This is a genomic window from Aquabacterium sp., assembly GCF_049274795.1.
GTDB lineage: Bacteria > Pseudomonadota > Gammaproteobacteria > Burkholderiales > Burkholderiaceae_C > Aquabacterium.
Map to the genome: position 1 here is coordinate 12,145 of NZ_JBASTH010000001.1, position 17,995 is coordinate 30,139.

Below are 17,995 nucleotides of genomic sequence, written 5' to 3' on the forward strand. Positions count from 1 at the left end.
ATGTTGTCGGTGCGCGTTCACCATCTCGCGCGCCCCTTCGATGATCACTGAGTTCCGCCGTCATCTGGAGAACGCCTGAATGCCTGAAATCTCTTCGCCCCCAGCGGCCGTGTCGGCCACCCAGCGCGTCGCCTCGTGGCTGACGCACATGGGGGTGAGCACCTACGCCTTCGATGACACCCTGGGCCTGATCAATCCGCTGTGGACGGTCACCCGCCTGCACGCCCGCGTGGTCACCAAGACAGCCGAGACGCCTTCGGCCATGACGGTGGTGCTGCAGGCTGGCGGTGCGTTCCAGGGTCTCAAGCCCGGGCAGTTCGTGATGATCGGCGTGGAGATCAACGGCGTGCGCCACCGCCGCGCCTACTCGCCCCGCAGCATCGACGGCCGGAGCGATCGCTTCGCCATCACCGTGCAGCGCCAGGCCGGCGGCAAGGTGTCCAACTTCGTGCACGACAAGCTCCAGCCCGGCGACATCATCGAGATCGAACAGGCCGGCGGCGAGTTCACCCTGCCCAGGCAGACGCCTGCCGAGGTACTGCTGGTGGCCGGCGGCAGCGGCATCACGCCGTGCATGTCCATCCTGGAGCACCTGCGCCGCGAACGGGCCGCCACCCGCGTCACGCTGATCTATTTCGCGCGCAGCCGCGCTGACCGCATCTTCGCCCGCACGCTGGAATCGCTGGCCGCCCAGTGGCCTGCCCTGCGCTATGTGCCGCTGGAAAGCACCGTGAACACGCCCGGCGTGAGCACCGCCGCCGACACGGCCGCCACCTTGAGCACAGAGTTGCTGTCAGAGTTGCAGCCGCAGTGGGCCGCCCTGCCCGCCTACTGCTGCGGCCCGGCCCCCTTGATGGACGCCGCGCGACAGATCTGGAAGGATGCCGGCGCGTCCGATCACCTGCGCTTGGAGGCCTTCGCGGCCGCACGCCCCAGCGGCGACCCGAGCGTGCGCCACCAGGTACGCATCGTGCGTGGCGACCTGCCCATGGCCTTCGAAGCCCCTGCCAGCGAAACCATCCTGGTCGCGGGCGAGCAGGCCGGCCACGCCATCAAGCACGGCTGCCGCCAGGGCATCTGCCACGAGTGCACCTGCCGCCTCAACAGCGGCGCCGTGCGCGACCTGACCACGGGCGAACAGATCCATGGCGAAGGCCAGCCGGTACGCCTGTGCGTGTCGGCCGCCCTGAGCGATCTGAGCCTCGAATCACTGAACTAAGAAGGGCACCACCATGAGCGCCACCCCCACCGCGACCTTGATCGGCCCCCGCTCGATGCAGGAGATGGCCGCCTTCCAGCAGGAGCTGGACGCCATCCACCACGAAGTCCGCCAGAGCCTGGGCGAGCGCGATGCGCGCTACATCCGCAAGATCCTGCTCACGGTGCGCCTGCTGGAGACCTTGGGCCGCGGCCTGCTGATGTTCGGCTGGTTCCCGCCGACCTGGCTGCTGGGCGCCGCCATCCTGGGCATCGCCAAGATCATGGACAACATGGAGCTGGGCCACAACGTGATGCACGGCCAGTACAACTGGATGAACGACCCGCGCTTCCATGGCGACACCTTCGAGTGGGACAACACCTGCCCCAAGGAAGAATGGCGGCACTCGCACAACTACCTGCACCACAACTACACCAACGTGATCGGCAAGGACCGTGACTTCGGCTACGGCATGCTGCGCCTCTCGAACGATCTGCGCTGGAGCTGGCTGCACCCCTTCCAGCTGATCCTGACGATGCTGCTGGCCACCTACTTCCAGTGGTTCGTCGCCATCCACGACATGCAGATGGACAAGGTCGCCATCGGCCGCAAGAAGTGGTCCGAAGTGCGCCCGCAGTGGCTGCTGGTGCGCGCCAAGATCCGCCGCGTGATCGTGCGCGACTACATCCTGTGGCCGCTGGCCGCCGCTGCCGTGGGTGGCGTGTTCTTCGGCGACGCGCTGCAGTTCGGCCTGGCCATGTTCGCCGGCCAGGCCATCGCCAACCTGATCCGCAACGTGTGGGCCTGGGCCATCATCTTCTGCGGCCACTTTACCGAAGACATCTACACCTTCAAGAAGGAGTCGATCGAAGGCGAGAGCAAGGGCCAGTGGTACCTGCGCCAGATCCTGGGCTCGAGCAACATCAAGGGCAGCAAGCTGATGCACCTGCTGAGCGGCAACTTGAGCCACCAGGTCGAGCACCACCTGTTCCCTGACCTCCCCGCCAACCGCTACGCCGAGATCGCCCCGCGCATCGAGGCCATCTGCGCCAAGTACCACGTGCCCTACAACACCGGCGCCTTCATCTCGCAGCTGTTCACGGTGTTCAAGCGCATCGCCCGCTACAGCCTGCCCGGCGGCCCGCAGAAGGCCGTGAGCATCGAGATGGAATCGATGCTGCCCGAGAAGGCCTGAGACCGTGATCCGCCGGGCGCCCGGTCCGCAGACACCCGAGGCTTTCGAGGCCTTCGCGCGCGAACTCGACCAACTGCGTGACGACACCCGCCGCCAGCTGGGCGAGCTGGATGCCCGCTACATCCGCCGCCTGCTCTACGCCATCCGCGCCTGCGAATCGGCCGGCCGTGGCCTGCTGACGCTGGCAGGGCCCTTCTGGCCGGCATGGCTGCTGGGCACAGGCCTGCTGGGCCTGGCCAAGTGCCTGGAGAACATGGAGTTCGGGCACAACGTGATGCACGGCCAGTACGACTGGCTCAATGACCCACGCTTCCACGGCAAGTCCCACGAGTGGGACAACGCCTGCAGCAAGGAAGACTGGCGCCACTTCCACAACCACATGCACCACCACCACACCAATGTGCTGGGGGTGGACCGCGATTTCGGCTACGGCATGCTGCGCCTGTCGGGCGACACGCCCTGGGAGCCGCGCAACCTGACGCAAGGCCTGTATGCCGTGATCGTGGCCCTGGCCTTCGAGTGGGCCATCGCCATCCACAACATGGAGGTGGAGCAGTTGCGCGTGAACCGCGAGGCCACCCGGGCCCGCATGAAGCAGCTCTGGCCCAACGTGCGCGCCAAGATGTGGCGCCAGTTCAAGAAGGACTACCTGCTGTGGCCGCTGCTGGGCGGCCTGGCCGGGCTGCTGCTGGGCACGGGCTTCGTGCCCGCCCTGCTGGCCTCCCTGGCCGGCCATGTGGTGGCCAATGTGATCCGCAATGTGTGGACCTTCGTCGTGATCTTCTGCGGGCACTTCACGGACCAGGTGCACACCTTCGATCCGGCCGAGGCCGCGCGTGAATCGAAAGGCCAGTGGTACCTGCGGCAGTTCCTGGGCTCGGCCAACATCCAGGGGGGCCGCTGGTTCCACCTGATGACAGGCAACCTGAGCCACCAGATCGAACACCACCTGTTCCCGGACATCCCGGCACGCCGCTACGCAGCCATGGCGCCCCGTGTGCGCGAGATCTGCGCCGTGTACGGGGTGCCCTACAACACCGGCTCACTGCCCCGACAGCTCGCCACCGTGGTCTGGCGCATCGTTCGGTACTCGTTTCCGGGTGGTCCACGGGCCCTGTCGTCTCTGGGCCCGTCGCCCCAACCTCACGCAGGCGTGACGCACATCACGAATTGACGCGCCCTGCGCAACGGCAGCTTTTCACGAACCAAGACTGGCCCGGCGATGTCGGGCTTTTTTATGCCTGGTTTTCAGCCGCTTTTGCAGGCCACCAAGTTGCCCATGTCAGGTTTTTTCCTACACGAATGACAGCCGCGTTTGTACGCGCCTTACAGCGACGCTCCTATTCAGAAATCGAGGGTGGGTCTCCAGAATCCGTTTCATGCTGATACGCAAGTTCGGCAAAAACGAAAAAGCAAGCCCAAGCCACCTTTCCTCCACCTTTGCAGGAGCCTGACATGAACGCCGATCAAATCCTGATGGAAATCCGAGAAGCCAACCTGTCTTACCTGATGCTCGCTCAGAACCTGATCCGCACGGACCGTGAGCAGGCCCTGTTCCGCCTGGGCATCTCAGAAGAGACCGCCGACATGGTGGGCATGCTGAGCCCCGCGCAGATCATGCGGGTGGCCAGCAACAACACCCTGCTGTGCCGCATGCGTGTCGATGACGACATGGTGTGGACCCTGCTGACCAACCACGGCAAGAACACTGGCGACAGCGTGACCCGCCTGCACGCCAATATCCTGATGGCCGGCCGCCACCAGGAAGCGCTCTGATCACAGCGATCACAGCGCCCACCTGACCGATCACAGACCGACAAAACCCTGGAGACCCGCCATGCGCACCAAGAGCCTGTTGACCGAAGCCAAGCAGATCGAACGCGCCGTCACCCTGATCAACCTGGGTGCCCGCCTGCAAGTGCTGGAGTCGGAAACCGACATGTCCTATGAGCGCCTGCTGCGTCTGTACAAGGAAGTCTCCGGCAAGTCGCCGTCCAAGGGCCAACTGCCCTTCTCGACCGACTGGTTCATGACCTGGCAGACCAACATCCACGCCAGCCTGTTCCTCAACATCCACGAGTACCTGAACAAGGCCGCCGAGATCGACGAGATCGACACCGTGATCAAGGCCTACCAGCTGTACCTCGAACAAACCCAGTCCCAAGGGCTGGAAGCGCTGCTGTCGGTGACCCGCGCCTGGCGTCTGGTCAAGTTCATCGACAACGGCATGCTGACCATGACCAAATGCTCCAAGTGCAGCGGCCACTTCGTGACGCATCCGCATGAGGTGGCCCGCCACTTCGTGTGCGGACTGTGCAACCCGCCGGCACGCGCCGGCAAGGGCAAGGCCGCCGGCGGCATCCAGATGCACTGAGCAGCGTCTTCCGCATCACACAAAACGGGCCCCTTGAGGCCCGTTTTTGCTGCGCAGGCACACCGATTGCCCTGCGAACACCATCGTGGTCTTACCACCCCATCAAGAGGTGTTCACATGTCATTCGCTCTGTACATGGTTGGTTTCCTGATCTTCATTGGCGGCGTGTCCTGGGGACTGGTCACTGCCGGCGTACCTCACTTGTACGTGATCATCGGCGCGACGATCCTGCTGGGGCTGGGCATGTTCACGGGTGTGGCACGCACGCGGGGCAAGGATCCTTCGCTGTAAGCCAAGCCAGCGCTGGCCGCCCCCGCCGATCAAACCCTTGGGCGCCGCCTCCTGGCGGACCAGGCCACCGCCAGCCCCCCCGCCAGCACCAGCGCCCAGTTCGAAGGCTCCGGCACCAGGCTCACAACCACGCCATTGATGCCCACCACGTAGAGCCGTCCCAGGCCGTCTTCACCCAGGGATGAGATGCCCTGCAGGCCTGTGCCGCCCAGCACCGCCGCGGTGTCGTCACGCAGATCGATGACCTGGCCCTGGGCATCCAGCGCGAACGAGAACAACTTGCTGGCCACGAAGTCACCGAAGAAGTAGCGCCCATCCGCGCCCTCGATGGACGGGCCACGGTACACATACCCGCCGGTGATGGACTGCCCGACATCACGCGTGTACTCGTAGATGGGATCGGTGAGCCCCGGCGCAGAGCCGCCCACACCAGGCGTCGGAATGCTGCCCTCGCGCAGGCGCCAACCGTAGTTGTGTCCGCCAGGGTCGCCGGCACGCTCCAGGTTGATCTCTTCACGGGCGCCCTGACCCACATCCGCGATCCACAAATCGCCGGTGGCACGGTCGAAGCTGTTGCGCCAGGGGTTGCGCAGCCCCAGGGCCCACAGTTCGGGCCGCACATCGTCCTGCCCGACAAAGGGGTTGCTGGTGGGAACGGCATAGCCCATGCCATTGCCGCTCACATCCAGCCGCAGGATCTTGCCCAGCAGCGATGATGGGTTCTGCGCGTTGTTCTGCGGATCGTTGCCATTGCCGCCGTCGCCCGTGGCAATGTAGAGGTTGTTCGCGTCACCCGGACGGAAGGCGATCCAGCCAGCCTTGTGGTTCTCGTAGGGTGGCTGGTCGATGGTGATGATGCGCTGGGCAGAGGCCGTGTCCACGCTCTGCGCACCCGCAGCCAGCGTATAGCGCTCGACCACCGTGCTGCTGGTGGCCTTGTCCACGTAGTTCACGTACAGGCGGCCATTGGTGCTGAACGCCGGATCGAAGGCCAGGCCCAGCAGCCCCTGCTCGCCCGAGGTGCCGACCTGCGCGCTCAGGTCCAGAAACGGCGAGGCCTGCACCACACCGCCCGAGAGCACCTTGACCAGGCCACCCTTCTCGACGATGAACTGCCGGCCATCTCCGCCTGGCGCCGTGAGGTAGAGCGGCTGATTCAGCCCCGTGGCCACCACAGCGCCATCCAGCGCCTGCGCCAGCGGGGCCACCAAGCCCAATGCCGCGCAGGCGGCGGCCTTGCGCAGCAGATCCACGGAGCCTCTCATGGCGTTTCTCCTTGTTTTGAGGCGGCATGCCCGCAGCACCGCTGCCGAAAGATAGAGGGGCCTCAGCGGCCCTGGCAACAGCAGGGTGACGCAACAATTTGTGTTGCCACATGACGCCCAACGACAGGAGAAGCCCGCGCCACTTTGTCACGCACGGACACAAGCTATCCCTCAAGCCCGTTCATCGCTGGCCGAAAAGACAGGTGGACGGTTTGGAAGTGAAGCGTCCTTTGCTTGTCTCCTCCTAGCACTCGATTTGTGCTTTCACGGGCCCCTCAGGGCCCGTTTTTTTGGGGCTGACCTGCCTGGCGGTGAACGGCCTCCAGGATGCGAAATAAAGGCAGCGAGGCCCGCTGTTTCGGCTATTGAAAAGTGGGCGCCTGGCCGATGATCAAGCCAAGGTGAGCCCAGCCCCCTCGCCAGGAACTTCCAAAGCCAGCCATCCATCATGTTCGTCGCCATCGGATACGTCATTTGCCTCGGGTGCATTTTCGGGGCGTACATCATTCACGGTGGGAACATCAGCGTGATCATCCACGCCCTGCCCACGGAAATGATGGCCATTGGCGGGGGTGCCATCGGCGCCTTCCTGGTCAACAACCAGCCCAAGACGGTCAAGGCGGTGCTGAAATCGTTCGGCCCGCTGTTCAAGGGCTCCAAGTACTCGAAAGAGCGCTACATGGAACTGATGGCCATGCTCTACGAGGTGCTGCAGAAGATCCGCAAGGAAGGCCTGATGGCCATCGAAAAGGACGTGGAGGATCCGCACAACTCCGCCCTGTTCGGCAAGTACGCCACCGTGGGGCATGACCACCACGTGATCGAGTTCGTGACCGACTACCTGCGCATGATGGTGTCGGGCAACCTGAATGCCCACGAGATCGAATCCCTGATGGACAACGAGATCGACACCCACCACCACGAAGGCCATGGCGCCGTGGCGGCGGTGGCCCGCCTGGCCGGCGCCCTGCCCGCCTTCGGGATCGTGGCCGCCGTGCTGGGTGTGGTGAACACCATGGGCTCGGTGGGCCAGCCGCCCGCCGTGCTGGGCGGCATGATCGGCTCCGCGCTGGTCGGCACCTTCCTGGGCATTTTGCTGGCTTACGGCGTGGTGGAGCCCCTGGGTGGCCTGATGGAGCAAAAGCTCGACGAAGGCACCAAGGAATTCCAGGTGATCAAGACCACGCTGCTGGCCAGCATGCAGGGCTACGCCCCGCAGGTGGCGGTGGAGTTCGGTCGCAAGGTGCTGTACTCGACAGAGCGCCCCACCTTCGCCGAGCTGGAAGCGCACGTCAAGGGCAAGAAGTAAGCGGGAGCCGCAGCCATGGCCGGCGATTCCAAAAAAGTCCAGCCCATCATCATCAAGCGCATCAAGAAGGGTGGCCATGCCGCTCACGGTGGTGCGTGGAAGATCGCCTATGCCGACTTCGTGACGGCCATGATGGCCTTCTTCCTGCTGATGTGGCTGCTGGGCTCGACCACCGAAGGCGACAAGAAGGGCATCGCCGACTACTTCAACTCGCCGCTGAAGGTGGCGATGTTTGGCGGCAGCGGTTCGGGCGATTCGTCCAGCGTGATCAAGGGCGGCGGCACCGACCTGAGCAACACCTCCGGCCAGGTCAAGCGCGGCCAGGTCGAAGCGCCCAAGCGCACCTTCAACCTGCAGGCGCTCAAAGCCATGCGCGAGCAGCAGGCCCAGGCCGAGGCCGCTCGCCTGAAGGTGCTCAAGCAGAAGGTCGAAGAGGTGATCGCCAACGACTCCCGCCTGGCGCAGTACAAGTCGCAGATCAAGCTGGACCTGACGGCCGAAGGGCTGCGGATCCAGATCGTGGACAACCAGAACCGGCCCATGTTCGACAGCGGCAACTCGGACGTCAAGGGCTACATCCAGGACATCCTCAGGGCCATTGGCGGCGTGTTGCGCGAGGTGCCCAACAAGCTCACCATTGAGGGCCATACCGACTCCAAGCCCTTCAGCAGCGGTGACCGCGGCTACAGCAACTGGGAGCTCTCTGCCGACCGGGCCAATGCCTCGCGGCGCGAACTGATCGCGGGCGGCCTGCCCGGCGACAAGGTGCTGCGCGTGCAGGGCCTGGCGGCCAGCATGCTGTACGAGAAGGACAACCCTGAGAGCCCGTTGAACCGGCGCATCAGCATCATCGTGATGAACCGCGAGGCCGAGGACCGTGTCTTCAAGGCCGCCGAGGCCGAAGCCACCGCCTCCGCCCCGGAAGACGCCGAGGCCATCCCGGCCATGGCGCCCTGAGCCTGGGCGGCTGTACGAGGCGTATTTGTCCGGACCACAAAAGGCTCAAGCCCGCTAGCGGCCCGCCGATAACGGATCGAACCCGATAGCAATGGGCCGCAGCGCCCGTGAGTGCCAAGCAAGGAAGCGCCATGACCACCCCGACCGTCGATCTGAAATTCCTCATCGTGGATGATTTTTCCACCATGCGCCGCATCGTGCGGGGTCTCCTCAAGGAAATCGGCTACGCCAATGCCGAAGAAGCCGAAGACGGCAATGTCGCGCTGAACATGCTGCAAAACGGCGGCTACGACTTCGTCGTCAGCGACATCAACATGCCCAACATGAACGGCTTCGAGTTGCTCAAGGCCATCAAGGCCGACGAAAAGCTCAAGCACCTGCCGGTGCTGATGGTCACCGCCGAAGCCCGCAAGGAAGACATCGTGCTCGCTGCTCAATCGGGCGCCGCCGGCTACATCGTCAAGCCCTTCACCAAGGCCACCTTGGAAGAGAAGGTCCAGAAGATCATGCAAAAAGTGACGGCTGCCGCCTGAGCCGGGAGAAAGCGAGATGAAAATGGACGAGCTCCCACCCATGACGATGCCCGCGGCGTCGCCCGAGATCTTCCAGCAGCTGGGCACCCTCACCCGCCAGTTGCACGACACGCTGAACATGCTGGGCGTGCTGCCCAAGCTCAAGGATTCGGTGGACAACCTGCCGGACGCGCGCAGCCGCCTGAGCTACATCGCCACCAAGACGGAACAGGCCGCCGAGAAGGTGCTGAACCTGGTGGACGAGGCCAAGGCCGACCAGGACCACATCGCCACCGAAACCCGCAAGCTGGCCAAGCTGATCGTGGCCGACCCCGTCAAGGCCGTGGCCAGCGGCGCGGTGATGAACTTCGTGGAAGACGTGGAGAAGGTGACCGGCCGCGTGGACCAGCACCTGACCGACATCATGATGGCGCAGGACTTCCATGACCTGACCGGCCAGGTGGTGGCCAAGGTGGTGACCCTGGCCAACGACCTGGAAAACCAGTTGGTGAAGCTGCTGGTGCAGGCCGCCCCGCCCGAGCAGGCCCAGAAGGTGGAAGCCGCCCTGACGGCCCACCACCACGAGACACAGAACCTCAACGGCCCGGTGGTGAACCCCGAAGGCCGCACGGATGTGGTGGCCAACCAGGGGGAGGTGGACGATCTGCTGGCCTCGCTGGGCTTTTAGAACGCCCTCGCTGTTCGACATCGCCAGGCGGCCCCTCGGGGCCGCTTTGCTTTTGGGAATTGCTCAGGGGTGCCCGGGAGCCTCGGTCAGGGCGTCCTTGACGGCGGGCACCTGGCGGCGCGACACCGTCAGCCACTCGCCGCTGCCCACCTGCACGGCCCAGCCTTCGCCGCCATCGGGGTCGTCACGCCGCTCCAGGCGGCGCACGGCCGCACGGGCCACCAGGGCATTGCGGTGCACCCGGATCACGCCGGTGCCCAGGCGCTCTTCCAGATCGGTCAGCGAATCGTCCAGCACATAGCTGTGGCTGGCGGTGCGCAGCGTCACGTATTTGAGCTCGGCCTTGAGGTAGACGATGTCGGACACCGGCACCTTGACCAGCCGGCCCCGTTCCTGCACCAGCAGCACGGCCGAGGGATCCGGCACGGCCACGGCAACCGGGCCGCTCGCTGCGGGTAGACGCTTGCGGCAGCGCGCCATGGCCTGCGCCAGGCGTTCAAGCCGTACGGGCTTGGTCAGGTAATCGCTGGCTTCCAGCTCGAAGGCCTTGAGCGCGTGCTCGGTGTGCGCGGTGACGAACACCACCTGCGGCGCCGAGGCCAACGCACGGATCTTGTCGGCCAGACGCAGGCCATCGGGGCCAGGCATCTGGATGTCCAGCAGCACCACGTCCACCTGACCGGGGCGGTCCTCCAGCCAGGCCAGCGCGGCGCCAGCATCGCCTGCCTCGCCCAGCACGGACACCGGCTCTTCCAGACGCGAGAGCAACTGGGCCAAGCGCTGGCGGGCCAGGGGCTCGTCGTCCACCACCAGCGCGCGCAAGGGCCGGTTCTGTGTTGCCGTAGCGGTCATGCGCCCTCTCCTGCCGGAAACGACATCTTGACGACGAAACAATGCTCAGAGGCCTGGGGCGAGACGGGGCGCACCTCCGCATCGAACTCGGCCTGCACATCATGCATCAGCAGCAGGCGCTGGCGCACATTGCGCAGCGCGATGCCGTGGCCCCGACGGTGGGGCGCCGCGGGATGAGCCCCCGCCACGGGCACCGAATTGCTCACCGTCACGGCCACGCGGCCACCTCGCCGCAAGGCCTCCACACGGATCCAGCCTCCGGCGGGGTCGGTCTCCACACCGTGCTTGACAGCGTTCTCCACCAAGGGTTGCAGCAGCAGTGTCGGCACCAACGCCCCGCAGACGGCCTCGTCCACATGCCAGGTCACCGACAGGCGCTCACCGAAACGCAGTTGCTCGATGCCCAGGTAGCGCCGGGCCAGCTCCACCTCGTCGGCCAGGGTCGACTGGGTGTGCGGCGAGGCCAGGGCCCGGCGGAACAGCTCGGCCAGGTCTTCCAGCACGGCCTCGGCGCGGTCCGGGTCCACCTGCACCAGGGCGATCGCCGTGTTGAGCGTGTTGAACAGAAAATGCGGCCGGATCCGAGCCTGCAGCTCCACCAGCCGGGCCTGGATCTGGGCCGGATCGGCGCGGTTCTGCCGCTGGCGCAGCCAGGCCAAGCCCACCGCCGCCAGTGCGCCGCCCGTGGCCATGGGTGCCAGCAGCGTCCACGGCGTGAGCGCATGCAGACCCAGGCGCCAGTCCATCAGCCAGAACTGCACATGCCCGTAGGCGGCCGACAGGGCGCCCCAGGCCACCACCAGCACCCACTGCGCCACCGTGCCCCGCCGCGCCAGCCACCGACGCACGCCGCACAGCCCGACCAGCCACAGCAGGCAGGCCGGCAAACCCACGGCCGAGGCCAGGCCCCAGCGCAGCAGCCAATCAGCCGGTCCGACCGAGTCATACAGGGTGGCCAGCCAAAGCACGGCCTGCACGCCCAGCACCACGCGCAGCACCACGCCCACGTGACAGACATCGAAAGTGGCAGCCCCCCCGCCCAGCAGGCGGACACGTCCCTCGGGCGCCTCATCATCCGCCGTGACAGCCCACATCGTGGGAGCGCGCAGGGGGTCATTGCCCCCATCCTGCGCCGCCGCACCGCTCACGAGGGGATCCTTGTCTTTAAAATCCATGGTTTGCACATTCTGCGTCACTCTCAGCGCCCTGCGGCGCCCCCTCCGCCATGAGCACGAATCAACTGGACAAGAAGTCCCAAGCCTGGTCCGCCCTGTTCTCCGAACCGATGAGCGACCTGGTCAAGCGCTACACCGCCAGCGTGTTCTTCGACCAGCGCTTGTGGCGCGCCGACATCCAGGGCTCGCTGGCCCACGCCGAGATGCTGAACGCCCAGGGCCTGATCTCGGCTGAGGATCTGGCCTCCATCCAGAAGGGCATGGCCCAGATCACCTCGGAGATCGAAGCCGGCCAGTTCGAGTGGAAGCTCGACCTGGAAGACGTGCACCTGAACATCGAGGCCCGCCTGACCACCCTGGTGGGCGACGCCGGCAAGCGCCTGCACACAGGCCGCTCGCGCAACGATCAGGTGGCCACTGACGTGCGTCTGTGGCTGCGCGGCGAGGTCGACGAACTGGGCGTGCTGCTGACCGAGCTGCAAAAAGCCCTGGTCGATGTGGCCGAGCAGAACGCCGACACCATCCTGCCCGGCTTCACGCACCTGCAGGTGGCCCAGCCCGTGGCCTTCGGCCACCACCTGCTGGCCTACGTGGAGATGTTCGCGCGTGACGCCGAGCGCCTGGTCGACCTGCGCAAGCGCATCAACCGCCTGCCGCTGGGCTCGGCCGCGCTGGCCGGCACCAGCTACCCCTTGGACCGTGAGCGCGTGGCCCGCACGCTGGGCTTCGAGGCCGTGTCGCAGAACAGCCTGGACGCCGTGTCCGACCGTGACTTCGCCATCGAGTTCACCGCCGCCGCCGCGCTGCTGATGGTGCACATCTCGCGCCTGAGCGAAGAGCTGATCCTGTGGATGAGCCAGAGCTTCGGCTTCATCGACCTGGCCGATCGCTTCTGCACCGGCTCGTCGATCATGCCGCAGAAGAAGAACCCCGACGTGCCCGAGCTGGCGCGCGGCAAGACTGGCCGCGTGGTCGGCCACCTGATGGGCCTGATCACCCTGATGAAGGGCCAGCCCCTGGCCTACAACAAGGACAACCAGGAGGACAAGGAGCCATTGTTCGACACGGTCGATACCTTGAAGGACACGCTGCGCATCTTCGCCGAGATGGCCGCCGGCATCACCGTCAAGCCCGAAGCCATGGAGCGCGCCGCCAAGAAGGGCTACGCCACCGCCACTGACCTGGCCGACTACCTGGTCAAGAAGGGCCTGCCCTTCCGTGATGCACACGAGGTGGTGGCCCACGCCGTGAAGGACGCCATCGCCCAGGGCGTGGACCTGTCCGAGTTGTCGCTGGACCAGCTCAAAGCCTACAACCCCGCCATCGAGCAGGACGTGTTCGAGGTGCTGAGCCTGCGCGGCTCGCTCAATGCACGCAACCTGCTGGGTGGCACCGCCCCTGCGCAGGTGCGCGCGCAAGTGGCGAGGCACCGTGCTCGCCTGGGCGCCTGAGGCCGCCCCATCACCCTGACACGAAACTCTAGTTAGCATGAAGCGAGGCATCTCTCCAATACGCTGAGGATTCGCATGAGCTTCGACGGATGGCGTCAACAGGCTTGGGACGCGCTTGAGCAACTGCAACAGCAATGGCGCGGACCAGTCGGCAGCCGGCCCTCGTCCGATTCCATGGGCAGAAGTGTGCACATCGGGCTGGGCCGCTTGTCCGCCGAATGGGACAACACCATCAGCCGGATAGAACGTGTGCGATTGGCCCTCAACCGATCTGGCCCGGTGGCACAAGGGTTGATCATGACCCGCCTGACGGGCATCGACCTGGGCATGATCTGGGGCATTCTGGTTGAGGCCTGCAAAGACATCGCGCTTTATTACGGTGGCTCTGTGGTCGCTGGCACCGCGGTCGGAGGTGTGGCGGGATTCTTCGCCGGGGGCGCGGGCGCTGTGCCCGGCGCCATGGCCGGTGCCGCCGCCGGCTCGCAGGTTGGCCTGTGGGTTCTGGGATTCCTCGGCCTGAAATCCCTGGCCGAATACATGATCGATGCCTTGCCCGCGGCCATGCGCTGTTACGAGCGGGGCTTCAAGCGTGCCTGGGGGGAAGCTCCCCGTGGCAATCGCCCCGGCACGGCAGGCGGAGCACCGCAGCCGCCAGACGTCAATCAGGCCGCGACAGACTTTGGCAACGGTCACGTCATCGTCATCCTGGCGCTGCTCATGGGCCTGGTCGCCTACCTCACCCGAGGACGAGGCAACAAGGCCACCATCCTCAAGGAAATCGAGCAGAGCCCTCGCCTCGGGCCCAAGGTGGCGGCCTGGGTGCAGGCCAATGAGGGCAAGTTGCTCAACAACCCCTCGCTGAACCCCAGGCTGCGCGCCAACCGGACACCGCAAAACGCCGCAAGCTCATCCACCTCGCAGTCGCCCAGCCAGCTCTCGGGCAAGCCAACAGCGAAGCCCCCGGCGCCGGCGCCAGCCCCTGCACCGGCTGCCAACTCGATCAGGAACGCCAGCAACGCCGAGAAGGGCGTGTTCGGAGAGGCCAAGGCCGACGCGCATATGATGGGCGGAGGCTTCCAGAAGATGAACGGTGCGCCGGTGAAGGTCGGGGATGCTCCCCGGGGCACCGGCATCGACGGTGTCTGGCGCAACACCAGCCCTCCGCCTGATTACGTCATCACCGAGGCCAAGTACGGCACCTCTCGCCTGGCGACGTTGAAGGACGGCACCAAGCAGATGAGCGACGACTGGGTCGATGCACGACTGAACAAAGCCGTCGGGCCCCGCCAAGCCGACAGAATTCGGGAGGCCATGGCCGAAGGGCGTGTTGAAAAGCGCCTGCTGCAGGTGGACGAATACGGAACCGTGACCAGCAAGATCTTGACGGACTGACACATGAAACGAGAACCCTTGATGACTGAGGCCTACTTCCAGGAGGCCATCGCCTACACCCGGTCCACCATCACCGGGCGGACCCAGAAGCTCGACAATGACAAGGGCCAGCTCAAGAAACCCCAGGTCCTGGCACATGCCAACTTCCGGGACCAATGCGAACTGCTGATCGCCCGCTATTCGGCGGGCGAGCCTGTCAGCGCACTGGTTGGCGATCTCGAAACCATCGTTTCAGCCTGGGAGCGTTGCCTGGCGAGCAGCCCGCCCTCCCCCAACGACCTGGCCTATCTCGATGAGTACGTCCGCTCGCTGTGGATCGTCAGCCTGGCCCTGATTTTCCGAGCCGACGATGCCCTGTGGCAACGCATCCTGGCGTGTGCCGGCAACGAGGGCCGCGACCGCCTGTTCGAGCGCCTGGTGGCGCGTCGCACGGCCGGCCGTCAGCCAGCCACTGCCCTGCTGCATCCCCGGGCATACGCGTTCCTGGACCAGGCAGCAGAAAAGACGTCCGCCGACGAGGTGATCCGCTTCCTGAAAGCCTGGTACCCGGCCCTGCAGGAGATCGGCTGGCACGACTGCCACAAGGGCCCGGAAGGCGGCGGCTTCTTCGGTTACTGGGCCATCGAGGCCGCGGGCGTGGCCGTGGCCTTCGGCATTGATGACGCCTCCTTCAGGGACATGCCCTATTACCCCAAGGATCTGGCCGACCACGGTCGCTCCGCGTGATCCACACTCCTTGACGGTGCGCAAGAACGACCGGCGTCGACTGGGCTACTGTCCAGCATGAACGCCGCCAACGCGCGGCTGGTTTCGTCAAGGAGCGCTCATGCCCACCCTCGTCTGGTCCGATGCCCTGTCCCTGTCCATGCCCGTCATGGACCACACCCATGAAGAGTTCGTGGAGTTGCTGGCCCTGGTCGAGCAGGCCGACGACGCCGCGCTGCTGGGCCGCTGGCAGGCCCTGATCGAGCACACCGTCGCGCACTTCGGCCAGGAGGATGACTGGATGCGCGCCACCGGTTTCGCCCCCGGCAACTGCCACAGCACCCAGCACGCCGTGGTGCTGGAGGTGATGCGCGACAGCGCCCGCCGTGGCGCGCAGGGTGAGCTGGACTGGGTGCGCCGCATCGCGGCCGAACTGGCCGACTGGTTCCCGAACCACGCCCAGACCATGGACGCCGGCCTGGCGCTGCACCTCAAGAGCGTGGGCTATGACCCGGTGACGGGCCTGCTGACGGAGCCCTCTGCCCTGCCCACACAGGCCATCTCAGGGTGTGGATCAAACAGTTGCCACGACAAGGCAGCGGCCAACGACACACAGGCCCCGCAACGCACCGAAGCCGCCAACGAGCCCCTGCCCGTCGGCGAAAGCCTGGTCTGACGGATCAGCCGCGCAGGGCCGTCACCTTGGCGGCCGTGCCCACGCTGGCGCTTGCCAGCAAGTTGCCGAAGCGCTCACGCACCTGACGCTCGATGCCGGCGGCATCCAGGCCCTGCAGCGCCAGCAGCTTGGCCGGATCGCCATGCTCGATGAACTGGTCCGCGAGGCCCAGGATCTGCAGCGGCACCTGCACGCCAGCCTGGGCCAGCGCCTCGGCCACGGCCGAGCCCGCACCACCCATCACGCAGCCCTCCTCCACGGTCACGATGGCATCATGCGTGCGAGCCAGCTCCAGCAGCAGCGCGGTATCGAGCGGCTTGATGAAGCGCATGTTGGCCACCGTGCCGTCGAAGACCTCCGCCGCCTTCAGCGCGGGGTACAGCAAGGTGCCGAAAGCCAGCACCGCGATGCGCGCGCCCGGTTGGGCATTCGACTCGCGGCGCACCTCGCCCTTGCCCCAGGGCATGGCTTGCAGATCCGTGCCCACCGCCACGCCGGCGCCCACGCCACGGGGGTAACGCACGGCCACCGGGTGGTTCTGCTCGTAGGCCGCCGTCAGCGCCTGGCGGCACTCGTTCTCATCGGCCGGGGCCAGCAGGCTCATGTTGGGGATGCAGCGCACGAAGGCAATGTCGAACGCGCCCATGTGCGTGGCGCCATCGGCCCCGACGATGCCGGCGCGGTCCAGCGCGAACACCATCGGCAGGTTCTGGATGGCCACGTCGTGGATCAACTGGTCATACGCACGCTGCAGGAAGGTGGAGTAGATGGCCACCACCGGCTTGAGCCCCTCGCAGGCCAAACCGGCCGCGAAGGTCACGGCGTGCTGCTCGGCGATGCCGACGTCGAAATAGCGACCCGGGTAGCGTTGCTCGAACTCGACCATGCCCGAGCCTTCGCGCATCGCGGGCGTGATGCCCACCAGGCGCGTGTCGTGCGCAGCCATGTCGCACAGCCACTGGCCGAAGACCTGCGTGAAGCTGGGTTTGGCCGGCACGGCGGCCACCGGCTTGGTCAGGCCCACGGCCGGGTCGAACTTGCCCGGGCCGTGGTAGGCGATCGGATCGGCCTCGGCCAGCTTGTAGCCGTAACCCTTCTTGGTGACCACGTGCAGGAACTGCGGGCCGCCGCGGTCGCGCAGGTTCTCCAGCGTGGGGATCAGCGAATCCAGGTCGTGCCCATCGATGGGGCCGACGTAGTTCAGGCCGAACTCTTCGAAGATGGTGGCCGGTACGACCAGGCCCTTGGCGTGCTCTTCCAGCTTCTTGGCCAGCTCGAATAAGGGCGGCGCATTGCGCAGCACCTGCTTCGCGCCCTCACGCGCGGCGGCATAGAAGCGGCCGGACATCAGACGCGCCAGGTAGCGGTTGAGCGCGCCCACCGGCGGCGAGATCGACATGTCGTTGTCGTTGAGCACGACCAGCACATCGGCCAGGCGGCCCTGGTGCGGCATGCCCGCGTTGTTCAGTGCTTCGAAGGCCATGCCGGCGGTCATCGCGCCATCGCCGATGATGGCCACGGCCTTGCGCGCCTCACCACGCAGTTGCGCGCCGATGGCCATGCCCAGCGCGGCCGAGATCGAGGTGGACGAGTGCGCCGTGCCGAAGGTGTCGTACTCGCTCTCGTCGCGGCGCGGGAAGCCGCTCATGCCGCCCAACTGGCGCAGCGAGGGCATGCGATCACGACGGCCCGTCAGGATCTTGTGCGGGTAGGTCTGGTGGCCCACGTCCCACACCAGGCGGTCATTGGGCGTGTCGAACACATAGTGCAGCGCGATGGTGAGTTCCACCGTGCCCAGGTTGGACGACAGGTGCCCGCCGGTGCGCGCCACGTTCTGCAGCAGGTAGTCCCGCAGCTCCACGGCCAGTTGCTTGAGCTCGGCGCGCGACAGCCGCTTGATGTCGGCAGGGGAATCGATCCGGGACAGCAGGGGGTGGCTCATGGGGTTTTCTCTT

18 protein-coding genes are annotated in these 17,995 nt (G+C 66.0%); 14 read left to right on the plus strand and 4 right to left on the minus strand.

Going from position 1 to position 17,995, the window contains the following annotated elements; all coding sequences use genetic code 11:
* Positions 1–79: 79 nt before the first annotated feature.
* From WAQ08_RS00055 to WAQ08_RS00080, 6 genes are all read left to right on the plus strand, one after another.
* The gene (locus WAQ08_RS00055) at positions 80–1,219 is read left to right on the plus strand and encodes a ferredoxin reductase (protein WP_422188598.1); all 1,140 of its coding nucleotides are present in this window, start codon (positions 80–82) and stop codon (positions 1,217–1,219) included.
* A gap of 13 nt (positions 1,220–1,232) precedes the next feature.
* On the plus strand, positions 1,233–2,393 hold the full coding sequence (locus WAQ08_RS00060) for a fatty acid desaturase family protein (protein WP_422188599.1): 1,161 nt from the start codon (positions 1,233–1,235) through the stop codon (positions 2,391–2,393).
* 4 nt (positions 2,394–2,397) lie between these two features.
* The gene (locus WAQ08_RS00065) at positions 2,398–3,567 is read left to right on the plus strand and encodes a fatty acid desaturase family protein (protein ID WP_422188600.1); all 1,170 of its coding nucleotides are present in this window, start codon (positions 2,398–2,400) and stop codon (positions 3,565–3,567) included.
* Between the two features lie 281 nt (positions 3,568–3,848).
* Positions 3,849–4,169 carry a flagellar transcriptional regulator FlhD gene (gene flhD / locus WAQ08_RS00070; protein ID WP_422188601.1) on the plus strand — a complete coding sequence of 107 codons (321 nt, stop codon included), beginning with the start codon at positions 3,849–3,851 and terminating at the stop codon, positions 4,167–4,169.
* Positions 4,170–4,230: 61 nt separating this feature from the next.
* On the plus strand, positions 4,231–4,767 hold the full coding sequence (gene flhC / locus WAQ08_RS00075) for a flagellar transcriptional regulator FlhC (RefSeq protein ID WP_422188602.1): 537 nt from the start codon (positions 4,231–4,233) through the stop codon (positions 4,765–4,767).
* Between the two features lie 117 nt (positions 4,768–4,884).
* Positions 4,885–5,058: a hypothetical protein gene (locus tag WAQ08_RS00080; protein WP_422188603.1), complete on the plus strand. Its 174-nt coding sequence runs from the start codon at positions 4,885–4,887 to the stop codon at positions 5,056–5,058.
* Positions 5,059–5,087: 29 nt separating this feature from the next.
* On the opposite strand, the gene WAQ08_RS00085 is transcribed toward WAQ08_RS00080, so the two are convergent.
* Complete coding sequence (locus tag WAQ08_RS00085) at positions 5,088–6,323, minus strand: PQQ-dependent sugar dehydrogenase (protein WP_422188604.1); 1,236 nt, start codon at positions 6,321–6,323, stop codon at positions 5,088–5,090.
* 448 nt (positions 6,324–6,771) lie between these two features.
* On the opposite strand from WAQ08_RS00085, the gene motA reads away from it, so the two are divergent.
* The 4 genes from motA (at position 6,772) to WAQ08_RS00105 (ending at position 9,789) form a co-directional block, all read left to right on the plus strand.
* A complete protein-coding gene (gene motA, locus WAQ08_RS00090) occupies positions 6,772–7,632 on the plus strand; it encodes a flagellar motor stator protein MotA (RefSeq protein ID WP_422188605.1) in 861 nt (286 codons plus the stop codon).
* Between the two features lie 15 nt (positions 7,633–7,647).
* Complete coding sequence (gene motB, locus WAQ08_RS00095) at positions 7,648–8,589, plus strand: flagellar motor protein MotB (protein WP_422188606.1); 942 nt, start codon at positions 7,648–7,650, stop codon at positions 8,587–8,589.
* 131 nt (positions 8,590–8,720) lie between these two features.
* The gene (cheY, locus tag WAQ08_RS00100) at positions 8,721–9,122 is read left to right on the plus strand and encodes a chemotaxis response regulator CheY (protein WP_422188607.1); all 402 of its coding nucleotides are present in this window, start codon (positions 8,721–8,723) and stop codon (positions 9,120–9,122) included.
* Between the two features lie 16 nt (positions 9,123–9,138).
* Positions 9,139–9,789, plus strand: coding sequence for a protein phosphatase CheZ (locus tag WAQ08_RS00105; RefSeq protein ID WP_422188608.1), 651 nt, complete (start codon positions 9,139–9,141; stop codon positions 9,787–9,789).
* Between the two features lie 63 nt (positions 9,790–9,852).
* Here WAQ08_RS00105 and WAQ08_RS00110 read toward each other — a convergent pair whose 3' ends face one another.
* Positions 9,853–10,641 (minus strand): LytR/AlgR family response regulator transcription factor, encoded by a 789-nt coding sequence (locus WAQ08_RS00110; RefSeq protein ID WP_422188609.1) that lies wholly within the window; start codon positions 10,639–10,641, stop codon positions 9,853–9,855.
* Positions 10,638–11,816 (minus strand): sensor histidine kinase, encoded by a 1,179-nt coding sequence (locus WAQ08_RS00115; protein WP_422188610.1) that lies wholly within the window; start codon positions 11,814–11,816, stop codon positions 10,638–10,640. The genes WAQ08_RS00110 and WAQ08_RS00115 overlap by 4 nt, the downstream gene beginning before the upstream one ends.
* Positions 11,817–11,866: 50 nt before the next feature.
* Between WAQ08_RS00115 and argH the strand changes: the two genes are divergently transcribed.
* The 4 genes from argH to WAQ08_RS00135 all read left to right on the plus strand — a co-directional run bounded on the left by argH (position 11,867) and on the right by WAQ08_RS00135 (position 16,040).
* Positions 11,867–13,267, plus strand: coding sequence for an argininosuccinate lyase (gene argH / locus WAQ08_RS00120; protein WP_422188611.1), 1,401 nt, complete (start codon positions 11,867–11,869; stop codon positions 13,265–13,267).
* Positions 13,268–13,342: 75 nt separating this feature from the next.
* Entirely contained in the window at positions 13,343–14,659 is a 1,317-nt protein-coding gene (locus tag WAQ08_RS00125) for a DUF6861 domain-containing protein (RefSeq protein ID WP_422188612.1), read from the plus strand.
* 3 nt (positions 14,660–14,662) lie between these two features.
* Positions 14,663–15,385, plus strand: coding sequence for a PoNe immunity protein domain-containing protein (locus WAQ08_RS00130; RefSeq protein ID WP_422188613.1), 723 nt, complete (start codon positions 14,663–14,665; stop codon positions 15,383–15,385).
* Between the two features lie 100 nt (positions 15,386–15,485).
* Positions 15,486–16,040 carry a hemerythrin domain-containing protein gene (locus WAQ08_RS00135; protein WP_422188614.1) on the plus strand — a complete coding sequence of 185 codons (555 nt, stop codon included), beginning with the start codon at positions 15,486–15,488 and terminating at the stop codon, positions 16,038–16,040.
* 4 nt (positions 16,041–16,044) lie between these two features.
* On the opposite strand, the gene dxs is transcribed toward WAQ08_RS00135, so the two are convergent.
* Positions 16,045–17,982, minus strand: coding sequence for a 1-deoxy-D-xylulose-5-phosphate synthase (gene dxs, locus WAQ08_RS00140; protein WP_422188615.1), 1,938 nt, complete (start codon positions 17,980–17,982; stop codon positions 16,045–16,047).
* Positions 17,983–17,995 lie beyond the last annotated feature (13 nt).

What these genes read in the sequence shown, in the direction of transcription:
- WAQ08_RS00055 (WP_422188598.1), top strand. Translation starts at nt 80, where the DNA reads ATGCCTGAAATCTCTTCGCCCCCAGCGGCCGTGTCGGCCACCCAGCGC.
- WAQ08_RS00060 (WP_422188599.1), top strand. Translation starts at nt 1,233, where the DNA reads ATGAGCGCCACCCCCACCGCGACCTTGATCGGCCCCCGCTCGATGCAG.
- flhD (WP_422188601.1), top strand. Translation starts at nt 3,849, where the DNA reads ATGAACGCCGATCAAATCCTGATGGAAATCCGAGAAGCCAACCTGTCT.
- flhC (WP_422188602.1), top strand. Translation starts at nt 4,231, where the DNA reads ATGCGCACCAAGAGCCTGTTGACCGAAGCCAAGCAGATCGAACGCGCC.
- WAQ08_RS00080 (WP_422188603.1), top strand. Translation starts at nt 4,885, where the DNA reads ATGTCATTCGCTCTGTACATGGTTGGTTTCCTGATCTTCATTGGCGGC.
- WAQ08_RS00085 (WP_422188604.1), bottom strand. Translation starts at nt 6,323, where the DNA reads ATGAGAGGCTCCGTGGATCTGCTGCGCAAGGCCGCCGCCTGCGCGGCA.
- motA (WP_422188605.1), top strand. Translation starts at nt 6,772, where the DNA reads ATGTTCGTCGCCATCGGATACGTCATTTGCCTCGGGTGCATTTTCGGG.
- motB (WP_422188606.1), top strand. Translation starts at nt 7,648, where the DNA reads ATGGCCGGCGATTCCAAAAAAGTCCAGCCCATCATCATCAAGCGCATC.
- cheY (WP_422188607.1), top strand. Translation starts at nt 8,721, where the DNA reads ATGACCACCCCGACCGTCGATCTGAAATTCCTCATCGTGGATGATTTT.
- WAQ08_RS00105 (WP_422188608.1), top strand. Translation starts at nt 9,139, where the DNA reads ATGAAAATGGACGAGCTCCCACCCATGACGATGCCCGCGGCGTCGCCC.
- WAQ08_RS00110 (WP_422188609.1), bottom strand. Translation starts at nt 10,641, where the DNA reads ATGACCGCTACGGCAACACAGAACCGGCCCTTGCGCGCGCTGGTGGTG.
- WAQ08_RS00115 (WP_422188610.1), bottom strand. Translation starts at nt 11,816, where the DNA reads ATGGATTTTAAAGACAAGGATCCCCTCGTGAGCGGTGCGGCGGCGCAG.
- argH (WP_422188611.1), top strand. Translation starts at nt 11,867, where the DNA reads ATGAGCACGAATCAACTGGACAAGAAGTCCCAAGCCTGGTCCGCCCTG.
- WAQ08_RS00125 (WP_422188612.1), top strand. Translation starts at nt 13,343, where the DNA reads ATGAGCTTCGACGGATGGCGTCAACAGGCTTGGGACGCGCTTGAGCAA.
- WAQ08_RS00130 (WP_422188613.1), top strand. Translation starts at nt 14,663, where the DNA reads ATGAAACGAGAACCCTTGATGACTGAGGCCTACTTCCAGGAGGCCATC.
- WAQ08_RS00135 (WP_422188614.1), top strand. Translation starts at nt 15,486, where the DNA reads ATGCCCACCCTCGTCTGGTCCGATGCCCTGTCCCTGTCCATGCCCGTC.
- dxs (WP_422188615.1), bottom strand. Translation starts at nt 17,982, where the DNA reads ATGAGCCACCCCCTGCTGTCCCGGATCGATTCCCCTGCCGACATCAAG.